This window comes from Bradyrhizobium guangzhouense (assembly GCF_004114955.1).
GTDB lineage: Bacteria > Pseudomonadota > Alphaproteobacteria > Rhizobiales > Xanthobacteraceae > Bradyrhizobium > Bradyrhizobium guangzhouense.
This window is the reverse complement of the sequence record NZ_CP030053.1, coordinates 3,438,384-3,456,344: the sequence shown is the minus strand read 5'-3', so window position 1 is coordinate 3,456,344 and position 17,961 is coordinate 3,438,384. Positions and strand designations below refer to the sequence as shown.

The 17,961-nt window shown below is 63.9% G+C and carries 15 protein-coding genes; 7 read left to right on the top strand and 8 right to left on the bottom strand.

The window, feature by feature from the left end:
- The first annotated feature begins 149 nt into the window (after positions 1-149).
- The 7 genes from gltA (at position 150) to XH91_RS16670 (ending at position 7,996) form a co-directional block, all read left to right on the top strand.
- The gene (gltA, locus tag XH91_RS16700; protein ID WP_128951583.1) at positions 150-1,454 is read left to right on the top strand and encodes a citrate synthase; all 1,305 of its coding nucleotides are present in this window, start codon (positions 150-152) and stop codon (positions 1,452-1,454) included.
- A gap of 326 nt (positions 1,455-1,780) precedes the next feature.
- Complete coding sequence (locus XH91_RS16695) at positions 1,781-2,959, top strand: ROK family transcriptional regulator (protein ID WP_206733510.1); 1,179 nt, start codon at positions 1,781-1,783, stop codon at positions 2,957-2,959.
- A gap of 84 nt (positions 2,960-3,043) precedes the next feature.
- Positions 3,044-4,330: an ABC transporter substrate-binding protein gene (locus XH91_RS16690; RefSeq protein ID WP_128951581.1), complete on the top strand. Its 1,287-nt coding sequence runs from the start codon at positions 3,044-3,046 to the stop codon at positions 4,328-4,330.
- Entirely contained in the window at positions 4,327-5,256 is a 930-nt protein-coding gene (locus XH91_RS16685) for a carbohydrate ABC transporter permease (RefSeq protein ID WP_164933866.1), read from the top strand. Before XH91_RS16690 ends, XH91_RS16685 begins: the two co-directional genes overlap by 4 nt.
- Complete coding sequence (locus XH91_RS16680; RefSeq protein ID WP_164933867.1) at positions 5,249-6,106, top strand: carbohydrate ABC transporter permease; 858 nt, start codon at positions 5,249-5,251, stop codon at positions 6,104-6,106. The genes XH91_RS16685 and XH91_RS16680 overlap by 8 nt, the downstream gene beginning before the upstream one ends.
- A gap of 10 nt (positions 6,107-6,116) precedes the next feature.
- Entirely contained in the window at positions 6,117-7,232 is a 1,116-nt protein-coding gene (locus XH91_RS16675) for an ABC transporter ATP-binding protein (protein ID WP_128951579.1), read from the top strand.
- Complete coding sequence (locus XH91_RS16670; protein WP_128951578.1) at positions 7,229-7,996, top strand: SDR family NAD(P)-dependent oxidoreductase; 768 nt, start codon at positions 7,229-7,231, stop codon at positions 7,994-7,996. The genes XH91_RS16675 and XH91_RS16670 overlap by 4 nt, the downstream gene beginning before the upstream one ends.
- A 65-nt stretch (positions 7,997-8,061) precedes the next feature.
- On the opposite strand, the gene lpxB is transcribed toward XH91_RS16670, so the two are convergent.
- The 8 genes from lpxB to dxr all read right to left on the bottom strand — a co-directional run bounded on the left by lpxB (position 8,062) and on the right by dxr (position 17,960).
- Positions 8,062-9,240 (bottom strand): lipid-A-disaccharide synthase, encoded by a 1,179-nt coding sequence (gene lpxB, locus XH91_RS16665; RefSeq protein ID WP_128951577.1) that lies wholly within the window; start codon positions 9,238-9,240, stop codon positions 8,062-8,064.
- A complete protein-coding gene (locus XH91_RS16660; RefSeq protein WP_164933868.1) occupies positions 9,237-10,094 on the bottom strand; it encodes an LpxI family protein in 858 nt (285 codons plus the stop codon). The genes lpxB and XH91_RS16660 overlap by 4 nt, the downstream gene beginning before the upstream one ends.
- Before the next feature lie 19 nt (positions 10,095-10,113).
- Positions 10,114-10,905 (bottom strand): acyl-ACP--UDP-N-acetylglucosamine O-acyltransferase, encoded by a 792-nt coding sequence (gene lpxA, locus XH91_RS16655; protein ID WP_128951575.1) that lies wholly within the window; start codon positions 10,903-10,905, stop codon positions 10,114-10,116.
- Between the two features lie 234 nt (positions 10,906-11,139).
- A complete protein-coding gene (gene fabZ / locus XH91_RS16650; protein WP_128951574.1) occupies positions 11,140-11,601 on the bottom strand; it encodes a 3-hydroxyacyl-ACP dehydratase FabZ in 462 nt (153 codons plus the stop codon).
- Positions 11,598-12,665 (bottom strand): UDP-3-O-(3-hydroxymyristoyl)glucosamine N-acyltransferase, encoded by a 1,068-nt coding sequence (gene lpxD, locus XH91_RS16645; protein WP_128951573.1) that lies wholly within the window; start codon positions 12,663-12,665, stop codon positions 11,598-11,600. Before lpxD ends, fabZ begins: the two co-directional genes overlap by 4 nt.
- A gap of 160 nt (positions 12,666-12,825) precedes the next feature.
- Complete coding sequence (gene bamA, locus XH91_RS16640; protein WP_128951572.1) at positions 12,826-15,366, bottom strand: outer membrane protein assembly factor BamA; 2,541 nt, start codon at positions 15,364-15,366, stop codon at positions 12,826-12,828.
- A gap of 174 nt (positions 15,367-15,540) precedes the next feature.
- Complete coding sequence (rseP, locus tag XH91_RS16635; protein WP_128951571.1) at positions 15,541-16,692, bottom strand: RIP metalloprotease RseP; 1,152 nt, start codon at positions 16,690-16,692, stop codon at positions 15,541-15,543.
- A gap of 44 nt (positions 16,693-16,736) precedes the next feature.
- Positions 16,737-17,960, bottom strand: a complete 1,224-nt coding sequence (dxr, locus tag XH91_RS16630) for a 1-deoxy-D-xylulose-5-phosphate reductoisomerase (RefSeq protein WP_128951570.1) — start codon at positions 17,958-17,960, stop codon at positions 16,737-16,739.
- Between the last annotated feature and the right edge of the window lies 1 nt (position 17,961).

The following is a 17,961-nucleotide window of genomic DNA, read 5'->3' as shown; positions in this document are numbered from 1 at the left end:
GTAAGTAGGGCCATGGCTGCCATGATCTTGCAGCGCACACAGCAATAATATACCCATCTCCCCGTACATTCTGGAACATCCGGCCTGCCCCATCTCTCCTTTGGGGGCCTCCGGCTCCGGCCCGTTTCACCACACATCGGGGACCTCTGATGGACGCCAAAGAAAGCCCAAAGACCGCCACGCTGACGGTCGGAAACAAGAATTACGATCTCCCGATTCACAGCGGCAGCGTCGGACCTGATGTCATCGATATCGGCAAGCTGTACGGCCAGTCCGGCCTGTTCACCTATGATCCCGGCTTCACCTCGACCGCGAGCTGCCAGTCCAAGATCACCTATATCGACGGTGACGCGGGCGTGCTGGAGTACCGTGGCTACCCGATCGAGCAGCTCGCCGAGCACGGCGATTTCCTCGAGACCTGCTACCTCCTGCTCTACGGGAACCTGCCGACCGCCGCGCAGAAGAAGGATTTCGACGACCGCGTGATCCATCACACGATGGTGCACGAGCAGATGGCCCGCTTCTTCCAGGGCTTCCGCCGCGACGCCCATCCGATGGCGGTCATGGTGGCCTCGGTTGGCGCGCTTGCCGCGTTCTACCACGACTCGACCGACATCAACGATCCGAAGCAGCGCATGATCGCTTCCATGCGCATGATCGCGAAGATCCCGACGCTGGCGGCGATGGCCTACAAGTACACCATCGGCCAGCCCTTCATGTATCCGAAGAACTCGCTGAAGTTCGCCGAGAACTTCCTGCACATGTGCTTCGCGGTGCCGTGCGAGGAGTACAAGATCAACCCGGTGCTCGCCGACGCGCTGGACAAGATCTTCATCCTGCACGCCGACCACGAGCAGAATGCCTCGACCTCGACGGTGCGTATCGCCGGCTCTTCGGGCGCAAATCCGTTCGCCTGCATCGCCGCCGGCATCGCTTGCCTCTGGGGCCCGGCGCATGGCGGCGCCAATGAAGCTGCGCTTGCGATGCTCGCCGAGATCGGCTCCGTGGACAAGATCCCCGAATTCATCGCCAAGGTGAAGGACAAGAATTCCGAAGTCCGTCTGATGGGCTTCGGTCACCGCGTCTACAAGAACTACGATCCGCGCGCCAAGATCATGCAGAAGATGTGTCACGCCGTGCTCAAGGAGACCGGTCATGGCGACGATCCGATGCTGAAGGTGGCGCTCGAGCTCGAGAAGATCGCGCTCAGCGACCAGTACTTCATCGACCGCAAGCTGTACCCGAACGTCGACTTCTATTCGGGCATCACGCTGAAGGCGATGGGCTTCCCGGTCTCGATGTTCACCGTGCTGTTCGCCGTCGCCCGCACCGTCGGCTGGATCAGCCAGTGGAGCGAGATGATCGAGGACCCGCAGCAGAAGATCGGCCGTCCGCGCCAGCTCTACACCGGCGTCACCCGCCGCGATTACGTTGCGATCAAGGATCGCAAGTAAGGGTTAGACGATACGGCTTTCGGAACGGCGCCATCTCACGATGGCGCCGTTTTTGTTTGCGCAGCTGGGCCGTAGCGTGGGTTAGTCCCGCGGCAGCGCGAAGCGCTGTCCGCGCGGCGTAACCCACCTCTTAGTCTCCGCGGCGACAGAAGTGGTGGATTACGCCGAGCAGATGCGCTTTGCGCATCTGCAGGGCTAATCCACCCCACGAACCAGCACTCGTGTTGCCCCGCACAACAACAAGTCCACGCATGACACCGACGAGCGCTTGACAGTTCAAACACTCCGCGCGCAAATTCTTACACTAAGTAAGAATGACGACAGGGATGGAAATGCCGGAGCAGCCGAGAAGTCGGCGGCAGACGCGTGCTGCCATTTTGACTCATTTGCTTCAGTCCGGCGGCTCGTTCCGGCCGCCGCTGGCAAAAGCCGTGCGCCTGTCCGAAGCCAGCCTGTCGCGCATCCTGTTCGACCTCAAGGCTGAAGGCCTGATCGAGGAAGTCAGGCGCCCTGCCCCTTATGTCGGCGGCCCGACGGGTCTGGTGTCGCTCGATCGCACGGTGGCGCTTGCCGCCCTCGAGCTCACTGGCGAATGGCTCAGCGTCGGGGTCGGCAATTTGTCGGGCGAGCTGCGCTACATCGAGCGCGTGCCGCTGCCGCGGAAGCCGACCGTCGAGACCGTTGGCCGGGTATTCCGCGAAGCTCTGAATTTGCTGCACGACTGGACGCGCCGCCGCCGCATCAGGCTCGCGCAAATTGGCGTGACCGTTCCGGGCCTCGGCCGTCTCAGTGAATTCGGCAATCCCATCATCCCCTGTGACATCGCACAGCTCGACGACATGCTCGGCGAGCAATTTGCGGGCGTGCCGGTCACTTTCACCAACTCGGTGGTGGCGCACGCCGCCTTTCATCGCTGCCGCACCGAAAACTATCCGTTCACCGATGCGCATCTGTTCGTCTTTGTAGGCCAGGGTGTCGCGGGCGCCTGGATCGATGATCCCATTGAGGACGACGCACTCGAGCCGGTCGAGCTCGGCCACATGGTGTTTGGAACCGGCGGCCCCCGTTGTCGCTGTGGACATCATGGCTGCGTCGAAGCCTACACGTCGCTGCCGGCGCTGGCCGAACTGCTGCGCATCACCGAAGCCGAATTGCTCCAGCTTGGCTCTGACTGGGTGACGACACTCCCCCTCACGGCGCGGCTGCGCCAGGAATTGCGCCAGCGGCTGTTCCGGCTCGGTCTCGCCATCGGCAATACGTTGAACGTCAAACCATGCCGCGGCGTTGTCGTCAGCGGCTGGCCATCGCTTCTCGCGGAAGACGATCGAAAGGCCGTGAACGACGGCATCGATTCCAGTCTGCTCGGCGGCCGCAAGCTGGCGCAGGTGTCGCTCGCCTTCGTGCCACCCTCGACCGGCAACGACCCGCAGGCCGCTCTCGCCTTCGCCGCCTTCTGCCTGGCGAGATCCGGCGGCATGCCGACCGCATCGACGGAGGCCGCCTGACATGACTTAAGCCGCGTGCGGCTCGCGCACGCCAACAACCGCGCCAAAATGGCGCAAACCACTTCACACCCGGGAGGAACTGCCATGCCAATCACAACAACAAGGCGTCGTCTGCTCGCTGGATCTGCTGCCGCACTCGCGCTGCCGGCCTTTGCCCGCGCGCAAGGCGCGGTCAAACCGCGTCTCACCGCTATCTCGCAATGGTCCGCGGGCAGCGACGGAGCCGCTATCACCGCGCTCGGGAAGAAGTTCGAGGAGAAGGGCGGCATCTGGCAGCACTCGCCGGTTCCCGGCTTCACCACCGAGATGATGAACAAGCTGCGCGCGCAGATCATCGCCGGCGATCCGCCGGCCTGCTCGCAGCTCAAGGGGCCCGAGATCGCGGCGTGGTCTAAGATCGCTCCGACCGTCGATCTCGACGCCGTGGTCGCGGCTGCCGGCTACGAGAAGGTCGTCGCGCCGGACCTTGCAAAGCTGCACAAGCCGGCGGGCAAGTGGATCGCGCTGCCGCTACAAATCTACAGCACCAACATGCTGTTTCTCTCCAAGCGCGGGATGGACAAGGCCAAGGCCGACAAGCCCCCCGTCACCTGGGCTGACTTCAACGAACTTGCCGAGAAGATGAAGTCGGCCGGGATGGCCTATCCGATCGCCAACGGCGGCACCCGCCCGGACGACGGACAGAAATTCGAAGCCTCCTTCGCCGGCATCAGTCCGACGGCATATCGCGCCGCCCTGATGAATCTCGACAAGAAGGCGCTGGAAGGCCCCGAGATCAAGGCGGCGTTCGCACAGACGCGCAAGATCGCCGACTGGTGTGACCCCAATGTCGGCGCACAGCCCTATGCCACCAACCTGAAGCGCTTCGTCGACGGCGACATGGGCATGTTGATCATGGGTGGCTGGGCGCAGGGCGTGCTAAAAAATGCTGGTTTCAAGTTCGACGACTACGTCATCGTTCCCGGCCCCAGCGACAACCGCAAGCCGGTGTTCCTGTTGAACGCCGACGCTTTCATCTTCTGGCAGCGCAAGGAGGCCGACCTTCAGGCCGGCCAGATGCTGATGGCGCAGCTCGTGATGGATCCGGCGATCCAGACCATGTACTCGCAAATTACGGGATCGATCCCCGTGCGTACCGATGTCGACCTGTCCGGTGAAGGCTGGTCGGACGGCCAGCGGCGCACCGCCGCCGCGCTGAAAGACGCTGTCGCCAGCAACCAGGCTGTGCTCAGCCTTGCGCACAACATGGCGCAGGAGAACGGCCTGACCGCAGCGATGATCGACGTCATCACCGAATACGTGAAGAACAACAAGATCAAGCCGGAGGAGGCGGTCAGCCGCCTCGCCGACGCCGTCGAGAGCGCACGTTGACCGACGTCGTCTCGACAGCAGTGCGACCGGGCCGGCCGGCGACCTCCGAGATGGTGCGCCGGCTGCCCGAATTTCTGATGATCTGGGTGCCGTTGCTGTTATCAGCAGCGCACCTCATCTCGTTTTCGATCTGGACGATCTGGATTTCATTCACGCCCTCCACACTCATTCCAGTTGCGGGATGGGTGGGCTTGCGCAACTACACCGCAGTCCTCGCGTCGCGGAACTGGCAGATCGCCTTCGACAACCTGCTGCTGTTCGGCACCGCTTTCGTGTTGTTCAGCCTGATCACCGGCCTCCTGCTCGCGATCCTGCTCGATCAGCGCATTCGCGGCGAGAACGTGCTGCGGACCATCTTTCTCTATCCGCTGGCGGTGTCGTTCGTCGTGACGGGCACGGTCTGGAGCTGGCTGCTCAATCCCGGCATCGGGATCGAGAAGCTCGTCCATGACCTCGGCTGGATGACCTTCAAGTTCGACTGGTTGGTCGACCGCGACATGGCGATCTGGACGATTGTCATTGCAGCGATCTGGCAATCCTCGGGCTTCGCCATGGCCCTCTTCCTGGCCGGCCTTCGGTCGGTCGACACCGACATCATCAGGGCCGCGCAGATCGACGGCGCCGGGCCGATCCGAACTTATTGGCGCGTCGTTTTGCCGACGCTTTGGCCGATCACCGTCACGGTCGTCGTTGTCCAGTTGCAGTTCGCGATTTCGGCCTTCGACCTCGTCCGCGCACTCACCAACGGCGGACCGGGCATCGCGACCCAACTGCCGGCCCTGGTCGTCTACGATCTGATGTTCCAACGCAGCCAGCTCGGCCGGGGCGCGGCGGCGGCGGTGCTGATGTTGCTCATCCTGCTGGCGGTGCTGCTGCCCTATGCCGCGTGGCGTTATGTCCGGGGACGGCGGGCTGCCCATGCGTGACCGAAGCTTCGCCCCAAGCAGGGCTCTGATCTATCTCATCGTGACGTTGTTCGCGGCCGCCTATCTCGCGCCGCTGGTCGTCGTCGTGCTCAACTCGCTCCGGGCCGATGAAGAGATCGCGCAGAGTTCGATGATCGGCTGGCCGCAGCACATGGCCTGGGGCAATTACGCCCTGGCCTGGAGCGGCTTCTGTGTCGCAGAGACCTGCTCCGGCATCCGGCCATACATGTTGAACTCGGCGCTCATCACGATCCCGGCGACAATTTTCTCGACCCTGCTCGGCGCCGTCGCCGGTTACGCCGTGTCGCTCTGGCGTTTTCGCGGTGATAACTGGATCTACGGCATCGTCACCCTTGGCCTGTTCCTGCCCCAGCAGATGCGCCTCTTGCCCTGGACCATCGTGCTGCGGGACATCGGGCTGATCAACACGTTGACCGGCCTCGTGCTGATTCACACGATCCAGGGTCTCTCCTTCACCGTTTTGTTCTGCCGCAACTACTACATCGCCATCCCACACGAACTGATCAGGGCCGCGCGCATCGACGGCGCCGGGTTCTTTCGCATTTTCTGGCGTATCATCCTGCCGCTCTCCTCGCCGATCCTGATCGTCACCGTGATCTGGCAGTTTACCCATATCTGGAACGAATTCCTCTATGGCGTGACCTTCACGACGGGCCAGCAGCAGCCCGTGACGGCCGCGCTCATCGCGCTGTCTGCCGCGGTCGCAGATATCCCGCACTACGGCGTGCAGAGCGCCGCGGTGATCATCGCGGCGCTGCCCACGCTGCTGATCTATCTCTTCGGCGGCAGATACTTTGTTCGTGGCCTGACTGCCGGAGCAGTAAAATGATGGATGTGTCATGGCAGCATTGAGCATTCGCGCCCTGTCGAAGCGCTACGCCAATCTCGAGGTGCTCAAGGGCATCGACCTCGACATCGAGAGCGGCGAATTCACCGTGCTCGTCGGGCCGTCCGGCTGCGGCAAGTCCACGCTGCTCAACATCGTCGCCGGGCTCGATCGCGCGACCGACGGCACGATCGAGATCGGCGGCCGCGTCGTCAACGACGTCCCGCCCAAGGACCGCGACATCGCGATGGTGTTCCAGTCCTATGCGCTCTATCCCTCGATGACGGTGCGCCAGAACATCACCTTCGGCATGGAGTGCCGCGGCGTCGCCAAAGCCGAGCAGGAGAAGGCGCTGGCGAACGTCGCAAAACTGCTCCAGATCGAGCCGCTGCTCGCCCGCAAGCCGTCGCAATTGTCGGGCGGCCAGCGCCAGCGCGTGGCGATGGGACGCGCCCTGGTGCGCGATCCCCTACTCTTCCTGTTCGACGAGCCGCTCTCCAATCTCGACGCCAAGCTGCGCGTCGAGATGCGCATGGAGATCAAGCGGCTGCACCAGCGCATTGGCGCCACCATCATCTATGTCACCCACGACCAGATCGAGGCGATGACGATGGCGACCCGCATTGCCGTGATGCATCGCGGCGTGGTGCAGCAATTCGCCGACCCCGACACTGTCTACCGCTACCCCGCCAATCTCTTCGTCGCCCGTTTCATGGGCTCGCCGCCGATGAACACGATGTCGGCCCGGCTCGAGGCCGACGCTGGCGGCCCTGTCGTGGTGATCGGCGCAGGCCGGCCGGACGAAGTCCGTCTCCCCCTGCAGGGTTATGAGGCGGCGGCCTCTTATGTCGGCCGCGAGGTGGTGCTCGGGATCAGGCCCGAATGCATCGCTGAGGGCGACCGCGTGTTCTCGGGTGCGGCCGGCCCGCCCGTCATCGTCACCGCGCCGGTCGAGCTCGTCGAGCCCACGGGCGCCGAGACCATCGTGCTGCTGCGCCTTGGCGGCGAGCCCGCCCAGGCGCGCATCTCGCCGGACATCCGCCCGACGCCGGGTGCCACCACTTCCTTTGCCCTCGATATCAGGCGCATCTGCCTGTTCGACCCCGAAACGGAGCGACTGATCGCATGACCCAGACGACCTATGCCGACCTCGCCAATCGCGTGGTGGTGATAACAGGAGGTGCCAGCGGCATTGGCGCCGCCTTCGTGCACGCGTTCGCCGCTCAGGGGTCCCGTGTCGCTTTCCTCGACATCGACACACAGGCCGGCGAAGCGCTGGCGCAGGAGGTGGCGAAGACCTCAGGTGCAGCACCGCTGTTCGTGCCCTGCGACCTCCTCGATATCGACGCCTTGCGCGCCGCGCTGGCGAAGGTCCACGCATCGCTTGGCGATGCCGCGGTTCTCGTCAACAACGCAGCCAACGACCAGCGCCAGGTGCTGGCAGACGTGACGCCCGGGGATTTCGACTGGATGATCGGCGTCAATTTCAAGCACGTCTTCTTTGCCGCGCAGGCCGTTGTGCCGCAGATGCAGGCGCGCGGCGGCGGCTCGATCATCAACATGTCCTCGATCGCCTGGATGCGCGGCGCACCGGGGCTGCCGGTCTATGCCGGTGCCAAGGCGGCGATCGTCGGTTTCACCAATTCGCTCGGCCGCAAGTTCGGTCCGGACCGGATCCGCGTCAACGCCATTGCGCCGGGGATGGTGATCACCGAGCGGCAGCGCAAGCTGTGGTATCCGGACGAGCGACAGATCGCCGAGATGCGCACACGCCAGGCCATCCCCGATGCGGTGACGCCGGACGATATCGCTGACATGGCGCTGTTCCTCGCCTCCGACGCCAGCCAGCGCATCAGCTGCCAGTGTTTTCGGGTCGATGGTGGCTTGGCCTGACGGCACGGGAAGTCTCGCAACCAATGCGTGGGCACGCTTCGCTTTGCCCACCCTACAAGACCGCCCTATCGCCGCGCCTTCCGCATCGTCGCGAGCACGATATCGGCGGCGAGCACGCTCGGCGATGTGTTGCCGGTCGACATGATGGTGTCGAGCTGTGCGAAGGCGTCGACCTGCTGGCGGCGCATCGGTGTGTCGGTCAGCACCTCGGACAGGGCGCCGGCGAGCCTCGAAGGTGTGCAATCCTCCTGCAGGAATTCGGGGATCACATCCTTGCCGATCACGAGATTGGCGAGGATCACCGAAGACACCTGGATCGCGCGGCGCAGGATGAAGGCCTCCATCGCACCGACGCGATAAGCCGTCACCATCGGGATGCCTGACAGGGCCAGCTCCAGCGTCACCGTACCGGATTTTGCCAACGCCGCGCGCGCGATCCGGAACGCGGCGCGCTTGTCGGTTTCGCCGACGACGATCTGCGGCTTGACCGGCCAGTTCGCGACGCCCGCGCGAATGGTGGCTTCGAGATGCGGCATGGTCGGCAGCATCAATTCGAATGCAACGCCGCCGGACCGCAACCGGCCGATGGCCGCGCCGAACACGTCGAGATGATGCCGGATCTCGCTGCGGCGGCTACCCGGCAGAACCAGCAGCACCGGCGGCTCGCCGGCGCGGCGCTTCTGCTCCTCGGCGTTCGGTCGCAACGAGCCCAATTGCTCCGTCAGGGGATGGCCGACATAGCTGCAGGGCGGCCCGCCCAGCTTGCGATATTCCTCGGGCTCGAACGGCAGCAGGCCGAGCACATGATCGACATAGCCGAGCATGGCGCGCGCCCGCCCCGGCCGCCAGGCCCAGACCGAGGGCGAGACATAGTCGATCACGGGGATTGATGGATTCTTCGCGCGCACACGGCGGGCGACCCGATGGGTGAAATCAGGACTGTCGATGATGACGAGCGCGTCGGGCGCGGCCTCGGTCACGGCATCCGCGGTCTCGCGGATCAGCCGCAGGATTTTCGGCAGCTGCTGCACCACCGCGGCAAGGCCGACGATCGAGAGCTCCTCGATCGGAAACAGGGTCTCGAGCCCCTCGCGCGCCATGGTGAGGCCGCCGACGCCTTCGAACTCCACGCCGTCGCCAAGCCGCTGGCGCAGCACCTTCATCAGCGCCGAGCCAAGCCGGTCGCCGGATTCCTCCGTCGCGATCAGAAAGATCTTCCTGATGGGATCGCGAACCTGCATCACGCTGGCAGACCGATGATGAAGAGATATTTGGCGTCGGCAAGCGCGATCATCGCCTGCGGCTCGGCGGCGATGGTGTTGCCGGCGATGACCGCGACGCCGGCAAGGCCGGCCCTGGCGACGCCCTCGATCGTGCGCGGGCCGATCGTCGGCAGGTCGAAGCGCAGGTCCTGGCCGCTCTTCGGCGCCTTCACCAGCACGCCGCGCCCCGTGGCCGCGCGGATGCGGCCCTCTTCGCGCAGGCGCGCCACGCGCGCCAGCAGCGCATCGGTGCCCTCGATGTCCTCGACCGCAACGACATGGCCGTCGATCACGACCGCGGCCTGACCGATATCGAACGGGCCGAGCGCAGTGAGCACCGCGCGCCCGCGCTCGATATCGCCCTTGGCGTTGTCGGCCGGCCAGGCACGGGTGATGCAACCCTCCGGCATCAAGAGGTCGGGCGCAACGTCCTTGATCCCGACCATGCGAAAGCCGTCCTGCTCGAGGATCCGCCCGACTCCGGACAAGAGATGATCGTCGCCGCCGCGGAAGGCACGGATGACGTTACCGAGCAAGCGCAGCGTCTTGATGTCGAAGCGGATCTCCGTGAGCGAGGGCCGCACCAAGGTGCCGATGAAAATCAGGTCGCGGCAGCCCTCCTCGCGGAACAGCCGCATGGCACGGCCAAGCTGGCCGACCGAGATCCAGCGATGGCGGAATTTTTCGACCTGTACCGGATCGCACGCGCCGCGCAATGGAAACAGCACCGGCGTGATGCCGCGCGCGGCGAGCGAGTCGGCGACCGCGAACGGCATGGCGCCGCCGCCTGCGACGATTCCGACCGGCGATGAAATCTCCGAAGCCGCCGATGTCATGCCCGCGGCCATCCCAAAATCACTTCTCGATCGTCGGAAGACAGAGCGGGCGCTTGCCCTTGCCGATGAAGCCGAGGATCTCGGCGATCGCGGCATCTTCGCTCTCGAGGGGCCGCACGGACTCAAGCCGCTCGGCGAAGGTGCCGGGGCCGTGGAAGAGCTTCTGGTAGAACGCGCGCACCGTCGCAAGCCGCCGCTTGGTGAACTTGCGCCGCTTCATGCCGATCAAATTGAGGCTCTCCAGCACCGCATACTGGCCGTTGGCGAGCCCATACGGGATGATGTCGTCGCGCACGCCGGAGAGGCCGCCGACCATCACATAGGGGCCGATGCGGGTGAACTGATGCACCGCGGACAGCCCGCCGATATAGACGGCGTCGCCGATCTCGCAATGCCCGCCGAGCGTCGCCGAGGTCGCGAAGATCGCGTTGTTGCCGACAACGCAGTCGTGGCCGACATGGCTGTTGTTCATGAAGTAGCCGTCATTGCCGACGCGCGTCTTGCCGCCGCCCTTGACGGTGCCGACATTCATCGTCGCACCTTCGCGGATGATGTTGCCGGAACCGATGTCCAGCGTGGTCGGCTCGCCCTTGTAGCTGAGATCCTGCGGCGCGCCACCGAGCACCGCGAACGGCGAGATCACGCAGCCGTCGCCGATCGAGGTGTGGCCGATGATTGTGACCTGTCCGATCAGCTTGCAATTGGCCCCGATCCGGGCATTGCGGCCGATCATGCAAAAGGGCCCGATTTCGGTGCCCTCGCCGATCACGGCGCCGTCTTCCACCCGCGCGGTGGGGTCGATCTTACTCATGAAGAAGGTCTGACTATGCGTTGAACTTGCTCGGCTTTCCGCCTGTTAGCGCGACTGCGCCCGATCTGTCCAGTGACGTATGATCTCGGCGTGTTTCAGGTTTCTCGTCATTCCCGGATGCGTGCAGAGCACGCAGGCCCGGAATCCATCCCATCACCGACATCGCCGCTCAATCGATTCCGGGCTCGCGACTTTGTCGCGCCTGGGAATGACGGGTGGAGAGCTCAATTCGCCTCAATCCGTCAGCATCGCCCCCACATCGGCTTCCGCAACGACGGTGCCGTTGACCTTGGCGTCACCGTGAAACCACCACATGGCCTTGCGGCGGCCGAGCGAGCGCATGTGGTACTCGATGGTATCGCCTGGAAGCACGGGCTTGCGGAATTTGCACTTGTCGATGGTGAGGAAGTACACGGCCCGCGGCTTCTCGGTGCCCTCGACCGACTTGATGCCGATCACGCCTGCCGTCTGCGCCATCGCCTCGATCATCATGACGCCGGGATAAACCGGACGCTCCGGAAAATGCCCCTGGAAGGCCGGCTCGTTGAAGGTGACGTTCTTGATGCCGATGCCGCTGTAATCGGCGCGGATGTTGATCACCCGGTCGATCAGCAGCATCGGAAACCGATGCGGCAGGGTCTGGAGGATCGCATTGATATCCACCAGCGCAAACTTGATCGGTGATTCCTCCGTCATTGCCGTTCCTCATCCTTCGGATCGGTCTTGCTGTCGCGCACCAGACGCTCCACCGCGATGATCTCCTTGAACCATTGTTTGGTCGGCTTGGCGAAGTGGCCGCCCCAACGCGCCCCCGGCGGGATATCGTCCTTGACCGCGCTCATGGCGGTCACCTGGGCTCCATCGCCGATCTTGAGGTGATTGTTGATACCAACCTTCGCTCCCAGCGCCACGTTGTCGCCGATGGTCAGGCTGCCTGCGAGCCCGATCTGGGCCGCCAGCAGGCAATTCCGGCCGATCGTCACATTGTGGCCGATCTGGACCTGATTGTCGATTTTGGTGCCTTCCCCGATCACGGTGTCGCGCAGGGAGCCGCGATCGATGGTGGTGCCGGCACCGACTTCCACATTGTTCTGGATCAGCACGCGACCGGTCTGGGGCACTTTCAGATGGCCCTCAGGGCCGAAGAAGATGAAGCCGTAGCCGTCCTGGCCGATCGAGCAGCCGGGATGGATCAGCACGTTGTTGCCGATCAGTGCACACTGGATGGCCGTGCGTGCGCCGACATTGCAATCGCGGCCGATCTTGACGCCCGGACCGAGGACCACGCCCGCCCCGATCACGGTGCCGCTGCCGATCTCCACATCAGGACCGATGACGGTGAGCGGCTCGACGATGACGTCGTCTTCCAGCCGAGCCGACGGATCGATGATGGACGACGGCGCAATGCCGTCATTGCCGAACCAGGATTGCGGGCGCAATGCGTCCGCGTGCCATTCTCGGGCGATCCCGACGAAGGCCCGGAACGGCTGCGCCACGCGCAGCACGGCCGTATGCGCGGGCACCTGTGCCTCGAATCGCGTGCTCACCAGGCAGGCGCCGGCCTTGGTCGCCTTGAGCTCGTCGGCGTATTTGAGGTTGTCGAAGAACGCCAGATGCATCGGACCGGCTTCGTCCAGCGAAGCGAGACCCGTGATGACTTGGCCGCCCCTGCTGGGGTCGACCAGTTGCGCCTTGGTCAGCGTGGCGATTTCGGCCAGCGCTGTGGCGGGCGGTTTCTTGAAGAAGTTCGGCTGCGCCATTCCACCCCTACGCGGTCCGGCTTCGGCATGAAGCGGTCGGGCCGCATCATGCCTTATCTCACGGATTGAGCACGGTCTTTTTGGCGGCCGGCCCCAGGGAAATCCTGAAGGAAATCCTGAAGGAATTCCCGAGAGGCCGGGTCATGCCCTGCTGATCGAATTAGAACGAGGTGCCGCCGCCGAACCGGAATTCCTGTGTACGGTCATACTTGCCCTTGGTGAGCGGCACTGCGTAGTCGAAGCGCAGCGGACCGAACGGCGAGGCCCAGATCAAGCCGACACCGACCGACGACCGGATCACCCTGCTGTCGTCGTAGACGAGGCCAGTACAGGTTCCGGTGCTGTTCGGATTGATGGTCGACCCGATACAGTTCGAGTTCTTGGTCGTCGTGGTTTCGCCCGTCAGCGACCAGGTCGTCGGACCCTGATAGTCGTAGAGACCACCGGCGTCGGCATAGACCGCGCCCTTCAGACCGACTTCCTTCGGCAGGAACCAGAACGGCATCTGCAATTCGAGCGAAGCACCCCAATATTTGGTGCCACCGAGCGCGTCCTGCGTGTCGTACGGGTTGATGTCGCGCGGACCGATGCCGTTCGGCGCGAAACCGCGGACGAGGTTCGGACCCATCTGGAAGTGATCCAGCATGCGCAGATCCTTGCTGCCGATCTTGTTCAGGATACCGCCCTGGAGATGGACGAGGCCTACAATGTCCGAGATCAGCGACTGGTAGTACTTCGCGTCCGCTGCGGTCTTCAGGTAGGAGACGTCGCCGCCGACGCCGGCAAAGTCCTGCTTGAAGTCGATGAGCAGACCGTCATTGGGGTTCTTGTTGTTGTCGAGCGTGTTGTAGGTCAGCGTGTAGCCGAGCGCCGAGGTCAGCGTCTTGCCGTTCGCAAGCTCCTTGCGGACAGGCAGAGAGGCTTCGCCGTCGCTGTAGCAGCCGAGGCCGCCTGTCGAGGTCAGGTCGATCGGAGGCGTCTGCGTCGCGGCAAAAGCCGGGCTTGGATTGAATGCCGACGAACCGATGATGTTGTTACAGTTCGACAGATAGGACGGCAGCGTGATTTCCTGCTGATAGATCGAGTAGCGCAGCTGCAGCGACAGATCTTCACGCAAGGCGAAGCCGAGACGCGGCGAGAAGCCGAGCGTCTTGGTGCCGTAGGAGATGAAGCTGTTGGACAGCTGCTGGCGCTGATACAGGTCGAGGCCCAGCGCGACGCGATAGTCGAGCAAATACGGTTCGACGAACGACAGCGAATAGCCGCGCGCATACTGGCCGTAGGTGACCGAGGCCTTGGCGAACAGGCCGCGGCCGAGCAGGTTGCGCTCCGAGACCGAGACTTCGGCCAGCGCACCGTCGGTCGTGGAGTAACCGCCCGAGACCGAGAAGTCGCCGGTCGACTTCTCTTCGAGATCGACGACCAGGACCACGCGGTCGCTGGACGAGCCCGGCTCTGTCGTGATCTTCACGCTCTTGAAGTAGTCGAGGTTCTTCAGGCGGCGCTCGGCGCGGTCGACCAGCGCACGGTTGTAGGCGTCGCCCTCCGAGATATCGAACTCGCGGCGGATCACGTAGTCACGGGTACGGGTGTTGCCGCGGATGTTGATGCGCTCGATATAGGTGCGCGGACCTTCGTCGATGTTGAACACGACGGCGACGGTGTGCGCATCGAAATTGCGGTCGCCGCCCGGACGCACCACCGCGAAGGCATAGCCGCGGCGCGAGGCCTCGATCTGCATCTCCTCGACCGACTTCTCGACCGCTTCGACATTGTAGAGCGAACCGACATTGACGCGCGAAAAGGAGCGCAACGTGCTGGGGTCGAAATTCGGAATGCTGGTGCGGAAATCGACGGTGCCGACGCGGTACTGCTGGCCTTCCTCGATCTTGAAGGTGACGTTGAAGCCCTTCTTCTGCGGATCGTATTCGGTGAGCGCGGCGACGACCTGAACGTCGGCGAAGCCGTTCTTCAGGTAGAAGCGGCGAATCAGGTCGCGGTCGGCCTCGACGCGATCGGGGTCGTAGACGTCGCCGCTACCGAGGAAGCTCAGCAGATTGGTTTCGCGCGTCTTGATGACGTCGCGCAGGCGGTAGGACGAGAACGCATTGTTGCCGACGAATTCGATCGACTTGACGCCGGTCTTGGCGCCTTCGTTGATCGTGAAGACGAGATCGACGCGGTTGTTCGGCTGCTCGATGATTTCAGGGACGACGCTCACGTCATAGCGGCCGGAGCGGCGGTAGATCTCGGCGATTCGCAGCGTGTCCGACTGCACCATGGCACGGGAGAAGGTGCCGCGGGCCTTGGACTGCACTTCGGCAGTGAGCTGCTCGTCCTTGATCTTCTTGTTGCCCTCGAACGCGATGCGCCCGATCACCGGGTTTTCCACAACGGAGACGACCAGCTGGCCACCGGCGCCGCGGTTGATCTTCACGTCCTGGAACAGGCCGGTCTCGATCAACGCCTTGAGGCCATCATCGATGGCACCCTGATCCAGGTGCCCACCGGGGCCAGGCTTGAAATAGGAGCGGATCGTCTCCACCTCGACGCGGCGATTTCCTTCGACGGAAATCGACTGCACGGTCTGGGCGAGCGCAGACGAAGACACCAAAACAGCCCCAACCGGGGCAACCACCGGCGCGCCGAACATGATCAGGGTTGCGAGCAAGCCCCCCCGGAGTCGCAGTCCAAACTTCATGCGCAACGCGCCCTTATCAACTTACCAGACCCAACCCCAAAGCCGGTCTGGGAGATTCCCCAAGTTCATGCCGCTTGTAGCCAATTTCCCCGACATCGCAAACGGCAGCTGACAGGGTAATTTCAATTTCATTCCAAGACGTTGCCTAACAGCAACGCCACAAAAAAGCCCTGATCAGGATGCGGCCATCCGCAGGATGTCGTTGTAGGTGGCAAACACCATCAGCATCAGCACCAGACCGAGCCCGATTCGGAACCCCATCTCCTGGGTCCGCTCGGACAGCGGACGGCCACGGATGATCTCGGCCGTGTAGAACAGAAGGTGACCGCCATCGAGCAGCGGAATCGGGAACAGGTTCAGCAAGCCGATCGAGACCGACAGCACCGCGCACAGATTGATCACGAACTGGAACCCGGCGCTCGCCGCCTGCCCCGACATCTTGGCAATGCCGAGGACGCCGCTGACCTCGTTCGGATTGCCCTGCCCGACGAACAATGAGCCCAGGAACTTGAAGGTGCTGCTGATGATGAACCAGACCTGCTCGACCCCGATCTTGAGCGCCTCGCCGACACCGACCGGCGAGGTCGAGGCCTCACCCGCCTGCGACTTGTGTTCGACACCGAGCACACCGACCTTGTGACTGTTGCCGAACGGATCCTTGCGATCGAGCAGCGCCGGCGTCGCCGTCAGGGACACCAGCCCGCCGTCCCGCTTCACCTGGAAAACCAGGGCTGAACCCGCGCTCGTCGCCACAATCCGCTGCATGTCGGCAAAGCTCTCGATCGGCTTGCCATCGATCTGCACGACGACGTCGCCGATCTTGAAGCCCGCGACAGCCGCCGCACCGTCGGCGACGACCCCGTCCACGCGCGCGATCGTGCTCGGCTTGCCGTAATAGAGCGCCATGCCCGCGAAAATCAGGGCGCCCAGAATGAAATTGGCGATCGGTCCGGCGGCGACGATGGCGGCGCGCGGGCCGACCTTCTTGTGGTGGAAGCTGCCGGCGCGCTCCTCCGCCGTCATGGCCTCCAGCGTCGCGGCCGACGGCGTCGAGGCCTCGCTCTCGTCACCGAAGAACTTGACGTAGCCGCCGAGCGGGATCGCCGAGATCTTCCAGCGCGTGCCATGGCGGTCGTTGAAACCGACGAGCTCGGGTCCAAAGCCGAGCGAGAAGGTTAACACCCGAACGCCGGCCCAGCGCGCGACCAGGAAATGGCCGAGCTCATGGAAGAACACCACGATGGTCAGGACGAAGAGGAAGGGAACGACGTAGCCGAGGAGCCCATGGCTCAACGTATTGAAACTATGGGTAAAAAAGTCGATCATCGAATTCCCTCATCCAGCGCCGCAAGGCCCTGGCCCCGAATTGTCTAGGATGCCTTTAAGGCAATTTGAGGCAATAGGGCGGCAGCTTTATTTCGCGCAACATGGTCAACGTTTATTGCATCATCCGCTGACGTCATCGGGCCCTGGTTCCCGCCCCGGATCCAGTCTTCCAGCGTCGCCTCGACCAGGCGGGCAATGGCGCCAAAGCGGATTTTGCCGGCGATGAAGGCCGCGACCGCGACCTCGTTGGCGGCATTGTAGACGGTAGTGGCCCCCTTCCCGGTCCGGAGCGAATCAAAGGCCAGGCGAAGCCCGGGGAACCGCTCGAAGTCAGGAGCCTCGAAGGTGAGCTGGCCGATCTTGGCCAGGTCGAGCTTGGCCGCAGGTCCCTTGATCCGGTCCGGCCAGCCGAGGCAATGGGCGATCGGCGTCCGCATGTCGGGCGAGCCGAGTTGGGCCATCACCGAGCGGTCCGAAAACTCGACCATGCCGTGGATGATCGACTGCGGATGCACCAGGACGTCGATCTCATCAGGCGAGAGTGCAAATAGATAGGATGCCTCGATCACCTCGAGGCCCTTGTTCATCATCGAGGCGGAATCGATCGTGATCTTCTGGCCCATGCTCCAGTTCGGATGCTTCAGGGCCTGCTCGAGCGTCGCCTGCTCGATGTCGGCGGGCTTCCAGGTCCGGAACGGGCCGCCCGATGCCGTGATGATGACGCGGACCAGCTCGTCGCGATTGCCCGACGCCAGCGCCTGAAACAGCGCATTGTGCTCGGAATCAGCCGGCAGGATGCAGGCGCCGGCCTTTGCCGCGCGCTGCATGAAGAAATCACCGGCGCAGACGAGGCATTCCTTGTTGGCGAGCGCAACATGGGCGCCGCGATCGACCGCGGCCAGCGCCGGCTTCAGTCCCGCTGCGCCGCTCACCGCGGCCATCACCCAATCGGCCGGGCGCGCGCCGGCCTCGATGACCGCGCTTTCGCCGGCCCCGCATTCCGTGCTCGTGCCGGCGAGTGCGGCCTTCAGATCGGCGAGCTTGGTGCTGTCTGCGATCGCAACGAAGCGGGCGGAGAATTCCTTCGCGAGCTTGGCAAGCGCTTCGACATTGCTGTTCGCCGTCAGCGCCTCGACGCGATAGCGCTCAGGCGAAGCGCGCAGCAGATCCATCGTGCTGTCGCCGATCGAGCCGGTGGCGCCGAGAACGGTGACGCTGCGGATGTCGGTCGCAGCAAGCCTGTTGTTACGCAATGGGACTGCGCTCATA

What these genes read in the sequence shown, in the direction of transcription:
- gltA (WP_128951583.1), top strand. Translation starts at nt 150, where the DNA reads ATGGACGCCAAAGAAAGCCCAAAGACCGCCACGCTGACGGTCGGAAAC.
- XH91_RS16680 (WP_164933867.1), top strand. Translation starts at nt 5,249, where the DNA reads ATGCGTGACCGAAGCTTCGCCCCAAGCAGGGCTCTGATCTATCTCATC.
- XH91_RS16690 (WP_128951581.1), top strand. Translation starts at nt 3,044, where the DNA reads ATGCCAATCACAACAACAAGGCGTCGTCTGCTCGCTGGATCTGCTGCC.
- XH91_RS16660 (WP_164933868.1), bottom strand. Translation starts at nt 10,094, where the DNA reads ATGACATCGGCGGCTTCGGAGATTTCATCGCCGGTCGGAATCGTCGCA.
- lpxD (WP_128951573.1), bottom strand. Translation starts at nt 12,665, where the DNA reads ATGGCGCAGCCGAACTTCTTCAAGAAACCGCCCGCCACAGCGCTGGCC.
- XH91_RS16670 (WP_128951578.1), top strand. Translation starts at nt 7,229, where the DNA reads ATGACCCAGACGACCTATGCCGACCTCGCCAATCGCGTGGTGGTGATA.
- rseP (WP_128951571.1), bottom strand. Translation starts at nt 16,692, where the DNA reads ATGATCGACTTTTTTACCCATAGTTTCAATACGTTGAGCCATGGGCTC.
- lpxA (WP_128951575.1), bottom strand. Translation starts at nt 10,905, where the DNA reads ATGAGTAAGATCGACCCCACCGCGCGGGTGGAAGACGGCGCCGTGATC.
- fabZ (WP_128951574.1), bottom strand. Translation starts at nt 11,601, where the DNA reads ATGACGGAGGAATCACCGATCAAGTTTGCGCTGGTGGATATCAATGCG.
- bamA (WP_128951572.1), bottom strand. Translation starts at nt 15,366, where the DNA reads ATGAAGTTTGGACTGCGACTCCGGGGGGGCTTGCTCGCAACCCTGATC.
- XH91_RS16695 (WP_206733510.1), top strand. Translation starts at nt 1,781, where the DNA reads ATGGAAATGCCGGAGCAGCCGAGAAGTCGGCGGCAGACGCGTGCTGCC.
- dxr (WP_128951570.1), bottom strand. Translation starts at nt 17,960, where the DNA reads ATGAGCGCAGTCCCATTGCGTAACAACAGGCTTGCTGCGACCGACATC.
- XH91_RS16675 (WP_128951579.1), top strand. Translation starts at nt 6,117, where the DNA reads ATGGCAGCATTGAGCATTCGCGCCCTGTCGAAGCGCTACGCCAATCTC.